This window comes from Caulobacter sp. P1_B12_2 (genome assembly GCF_056406675.1).
On the sequence record NZ_JBFTZS010000366.1, the window covers coordinates 1 to 4,750 of the forward strand.

The window sequence follows — 4,750 nt, forward strand, 5'->3', positions numbered from 1 at the left end:
CGCCCAGGGCGCCGGCCATGGCCGCCTCGGGCCAGCCGGCGTTGGGCGAGGCGTGTCGACGAGCGTCACGGAACATGGTGCGCCAGCCACGGGCTCCGGCCAGGGCGATCAGGGCGCCGGCCAGCCTGGCCGGGACCAGGTTCATCAGGTCGTCGGTGCGCGCCGCCGCCCAGCCGAACATCCGCCAGCGCGGCTCCTTGTGGCCGACCAGGCTGTCGGCGGTGTTGACGCTCTTGTAGGCCAGCAGGCCCGGCAGGCCGCCGATCAGCAGCCAGAAGGCGGGGGCGACGACGCCGTCGTTGAAGCTTTCAGCCAGGCTCTCCAGGGCGGCGGCCGCCACCCCATCGGCGTCGAGCGCGTCGGTGTCGCGGCCGACGATCATCGCCACCGCCGCGCGGGCGGCCGGCAGGTCGCCGGCTCGCAGCGGCAGCAGGACGGCGACAACGTGGTCATGGAGGCTGCGCTGAGCCAGGCCCGTCGTGGCGATCAGGGCGACGGCCGTCAGCGCCGGGAGGCTGGGGCCCAGAACGCCTTGCACCACCGCGCCCAGCAGGACAGCGGCGGCGATCAGCAACGCGGCCAGGACCACGCCCATCAGGCGACGCCGCAGGTCTGACGCCGTCGGCCGGTTCCAGCGCCGCTCCAGCGCCTCGATCAGCGCCGCCGGCCAGGCTACGGGATGCCCCGCCAGCTTGTTCAGCGCGGCCGGATAGCCGAGGGCCGCCTCCAGGCCCAAGGCCAGGGCCACGACCCAGGGCCAGGGCGCGGTGTCAGCCATCGACGCGCCCGATCAGCTCGATCAGCGGTCCCCACGAGCCGGGCACGATGGCGGCCTTGACGCCGTAGGCCTGCTCCAGCACCGCGGGCGTCAGGGCTTTCAGCGGCGCGTCGTCGGCGATCAACGCGCCGTCGCGCAGCACCAGCACCCGGTCGGCCAGTCGCAGGGCCACGCCCAGGTCGTGCAAGGTCATGACCACGCCCTGGCCGTGCTCGACCGCGAAGGCGCGCATCAAATCGACGGCGTCCAACTGGTGGCCGGGGTCCAGTCCGGCCAGCGGCTCGTCGGCCAGCAGCCACGACGGCTCACCGGCCAGCACGCGAGCCAGCAGGGCGCGGGCCCGCTCGCCTCCGGACAGGGTGGTGACGTCGCGATGCGCCAGACCCGTCATGCGGGTGCGGACCAGGGCGGCCTGGACGGCGGCGTGGTCGGCGTCGCTGAGGCCGCGGGCGCCGCTGTGCGGGGTGCGCCCCAGACCGACCAGGGTCTCGACGTCCACCGCCCAGGCCACCTCCGGCGTCTGGGGCAGGAAGCCGATGCGGCGGGCGCGCTCGCGATGCGCCAGGGTCAGGATCGGCTCGACGCCCAGCGACGCCCGCCCCGCGTCGGGGCGGCGCAGTCCGGCCAGGCAAGCCAGCAGGGTCGACTTGCCCGCGCCGTTGGGACCGACAATGGCGGTCACCTCGCCGAGACGGAACCGCGCGGAGACCCCGGCCAGCACGGTCTGGCCGCCCAGGACGACGGTCAGGTTTTCGGCGACGAGATCGTTCATGCCAGTCTCCTTCGGGCCAGCCTCCTTCACGCGAGCCTCCTGCGCATCGAGATCAGCAGGGCCAGGAAGAACGGCCCGCCCACGGCGGCCATGGCCACGCCCAGGCGGACCTCGGCGGCCGAGGGCGTCAGCCGCACCAGGATGTCGGCCGCCAGCACCAGGGCCGCCCCGGCCACGGCGCTGGGGGCCAGCAGGGCGCCCGGTTGGTGGCCGACCAGCGGCCGCATCATGTGCGGCACGATCAGGCCGACGAAACCGATCATGCCGGTCACCGCCACGCTGGCGCCCGAGGCCAGGCCGACGCCGACGGCCAGGAGCACCCGGGTCAGGTTCAGGTCGATCCCCAGCGCCTTGGCCCCGGTCTCGCCCAGGGTCAGGGCGTTCAGCGCCCGGCCCAGCATCAGCATCAGGCCGGAACCGACGACAATGAACGGCAGGGCGCGCCAGACGTCGTCGGCGCTGCGGTCGGCCAGCGAGCCCAGCAGCCAGTTGATGATCTCCTGCGCCGCCCAGGGGCTGGGCGCCAGGCTGAGCGCCAGGGCGACGCCGGCGCTGGCCACGGTGTTGAGGATCACCCCGGCCAGGATGAAGGTGATGGTCCCGCCGGTTCCACCGGCCAGGACCAGCATGACGGCCACCCCAATCACCGCACCGACCATAGCCGCCGCGAACAGGAGCCACGGCGTGCTGAGGCCGAGGCTCAGATACATGGTCATCACCGCGCCCAGGGCGGCCATGGACGACACGCCCAGCACCCCAGGGTCGGCCAGCGGGTTGCGGGTGTAACCTTGCATGACCGCGCCCGACAGGCCCAGGGCCGCGCCGATCGCGATCGCCAGGATCGTCCTGGGCAGCCGCAGTTCAAAGATGATCGCCCAGCGGGGGTCGGCGGTCTGCGACCAAGCGCTCCACGGGACCCAGACGCGGCCGGCCATCAGCGACAGGCCGCTCAGGAGCAGCACGAGCAGGCACAGGCCGCCCAGCAACAGAAGGCGCTTGGTCATGCGGCGGCTCCCAGGAATTGTCGGCGGGCGGTCGCCAGGACGGCGGCGGTGTCCATCAGTCCCGGCCCGCCGCAATAGAGCAGCCGCTCGGGAAACACCGCCCGGGTCATGCGCGGCGAGATCCTGGCCAGGGCGGGGTGGTTGAGGATCTTCTCGGCGAAGGTCGGGGCGTTGGGCGCGGCCTGGCCGGCCAGCAGCACCTCGGGCGGATCGTCCAGAAGGCGTTCCAGCGAGACATTGCCCCACTTCTTCAGGCCATAGCGCTGGGCGACGTTCACGAAGCCGGCGCGGCGCATCATCTCGTCGACCAGGGTGCCGTGGCCGGCCGCGAAGCCGTTGGGCTGGAAGACCAGGGCCGTGATCGGGCGCGTACCGGGACGCGGCGCGCCCTTGGCCATCGCCGCCTCGATCCGGGCGATCAGCGCCTCGCCGCGCTCAGGATGGCCGGCGGCTTCGGCGATGCGTCGGATCTGTTCCTGGTTCTCGAGCCAGCTGTTGGGCACCTTGAACAGCTCGGTGCGGATGCCGAGCTTCTTTAGCGCCGCGCGGGTGGCGGGCGAGGAGTGGGCGGCGGTCAGCACCACGTCGGGCCGCAGGGCGATCACCTCCTCGGCGCTCTCGTAGGTCATCGGATAGGTCAGGGCGATCTTGGCGATGCTCGATTGCTGCGGATCGCGGGCGTAGTGGCTGAGCGCCACGATCTGCGAGCGGTCGGCCACGTGGACCAGCACCGCGTCCAGGCACGGGTTCAGCGAGATCACGCGGGGCAGGGCGCGGGCGCTCGCGCCGCCGCCCGCAAGGCTTGCGGCCAGGCCTGTCCCGACCGCCGCGCGCCGGGTGAGGACGGTCAAAACTCGACCCCGCGCTGGGCCTTGAAGCCCTGTTCGAACGGATGCTTCACCAAGGTCATCTCGGTGACCAGGTCGGCGATCTCCAGAAGTTGCGGCTTGGCGTTGCGGCCAGTCAGGCAGACGTGCTTGTCGTTGGGGCGCGCCCGGAGCACCGCCACCACCTCGTCGATGTCGAGATAGTCGTAGCGCAGGGCGATGTTGATCTCGTCCAGCAGCACGAAGTCCAGCTTGGGATCGGCGATCATCTCCTGCGACACCAGCCAGGCGGCCTGGGCGGCGGCCACGTCGCGCTCGCGGTCCTGGGTGTCCCAGGTGAAGCCCTCGCCCATCACTTCGTAGCGGACCTGGTCGGGGAACTTCTTGAAGAACAGGCGCTCCCCGGTCTTCCACTTGCCCTTGATATATTGGACGACGCCGACCTTCAGGCCCCAGCCCAGGTGGCGGGCCACCATGCCGAAGCCGGCCGAGGACTTGCCCTTGCCGTCGCCCGTGTGGACCAGCAGAAGGCCCTTCTCGAGGGTCTTGGTCTCCATCATCGCGTCGCGCTCGGCCTTGAGGGCCTTCATGGCTTCGGCGTGCTTGGCGTTGCGGTCTTGGGCGTTGAGGTCGTCGCTCATCAGAGGCTCTCCAGGGCGTCGGCGAGGCGGAGCCAATCCGCTTGTGGGCCGGGCAGGCCAAAGCGGATCAGCGTCTCGTCCCAGGGGAAGGGGCGGGTGAGGATCCCGGCCTGGGCCAGGACCTCGAAACGGCGCGGCGCGTCGGCGGCGCGCGTCAGGCGAAACAGCGTCGTGCCGCCGGCGATCTCGAAACCCGCCCGGCGCAGCAGGCCGTCCAGTTGCACGGTGTCCTCGATCAGCCGCAGGCGGGTCTGCGTCGCCCAGGCCGGATCGGCATAGGCCGCCAGGCCGACGGCGATCGCCGGGCCGGAGACGAGCCAGTCGCCCAGCGCCTGGCGGACACGCGCGGCCAGGGCCGGCTCGACGACCAGGAAGCCCAGGCGCGCGCCGGCCAGGCCGTAGAACTTGCCGAAAGAGCGCAGCACCATCAGCCGCTCGTGACCCGAAGCGCCGGCCAGAGGGGCGACCGACATGGCCGGATCGAGGTCGACATAGGCCTCGTCGACCAGCAGCGGTCCCTCGGTCAGGTCGATGACCTGATCGGGCGACAGGGCGCGGCCGCTGGGATTGTTCGGATTGACCAGCACCCGCAGGTCGGCGACAGGGTCGCCCGGATCGACGATCTCGGCCCCGGCGGCCAGCCAGGCGCCGGCATGGCCGCCATAGGTCCGGGCCGAGATCGCGATCCGCCGGGCCGAAAGCAGGCGCGGCAGGAGGCGGATCAGCGC

The 4,750-nt window shown here is 72.1% G+C and carries 6 protein-coding genes; all 6 read right to left on the minus strand.

All coding sequences use genetic code 11. The annotated features are described in order from the left end of the window. Window positions 1-778 (minus strand): adenosylcobinamide-phosphate synthase CbiB (cbiB, locus tag AC1DZ6_RS19205; protein WP_477098742.1); only part of this gene is annotated, 778 nt, incomplete at its 3' end. Then, entirely contained in the window at window positions 771-1,550 is a 780-nt protein-coding gene (locus AC1DZ6_RS19210) for an ABC transporter ATP-binding protein (RefSeq protein ID WP_477098743.1), read from the minus strand. The genes cbiB and AC1DZ6_RS19210, both read right to left, overlap by 8 nt. 26 nt (window positions 1,551-1,576) lie before the next feature. After that, window positions 1,577-2,554, minus strand: a complete 978-nt coding sequence (locus tag AC1DZ6_RS19215) for a FecCD family ABC transporter permease (protein WP_477098744.1) — start codon at window positions 2,552-2,554, stop codon at window positions 1,577-1,579. Beyond that, on the minus strand, window positions 2,551-3,405 hold the full coding sequence (locus AC1DZ6_RS19220) for an ABC transporter substrate-binding protein (protein ID WP_477098745.1): 855 nt from the start codon (window positions 3,403-3,405) through the stop codon (window positions 2,551-2,553). The genes AC1DZ6_RS19215 and AC1DZ6_RS19220 overlap by 4 nt, the downstream gene beginning before the upstream one ends. Next, window positions 3,402-4,022 carry a cob(I)yrinic acid a,c-diamide adenosyltransferase gene (gene cobO / locus AC1DZ6_RS19225; protein WP_477098746.1) on the minus strand — a complete coding sequence of 207 codons (621 nt, stop codon included), beginning with the start codon at window positions 4,020-4,022 and terminating at the stop codon, window positions 3,402-3,404. The genes AC1DZ6_RS19220 and cobO overlap by 4 nt, the downstream gene beginning before the upstream one ends. After that, a partial coding sequence (locus tag AC1DZ6_RS19230) for an aminotransferase class I/II-fold pyridoxal phosphate-dependent enzyme (protein ID WP_477098747.1) occupies window positions 4,022-4,750 on the minus strand: 729 nt, incomplete at its 5' end. The genes AC1DZ6_RS19230 and cobO, both read right to left, overlap by 1 nt.

Coding starts and splice junctions, on each gene's coding strand:
- AC1DZ6_RS19210 (WP_477098743.1), bottom strand. CDS start 1,550: ATGAACGATCTCGTCGCCGAAAACCTGACCGTCGTCCTGGGCGGCCAG.
- AC1DZ6_RS19215 (WP_477098744.1), bottom strand. CDS start 2,554: ATGACCAAGCGCCTTCTGTTGCTGGGCGGCCTGTGCCTGCTCGTGCTG.
- cobO (WP_477098746.1), bottom strand. CDS start 4,022: ATGAGCGACGACCTCAACGCCCAAGACCGCAACGCCAAGCACGCCGAA.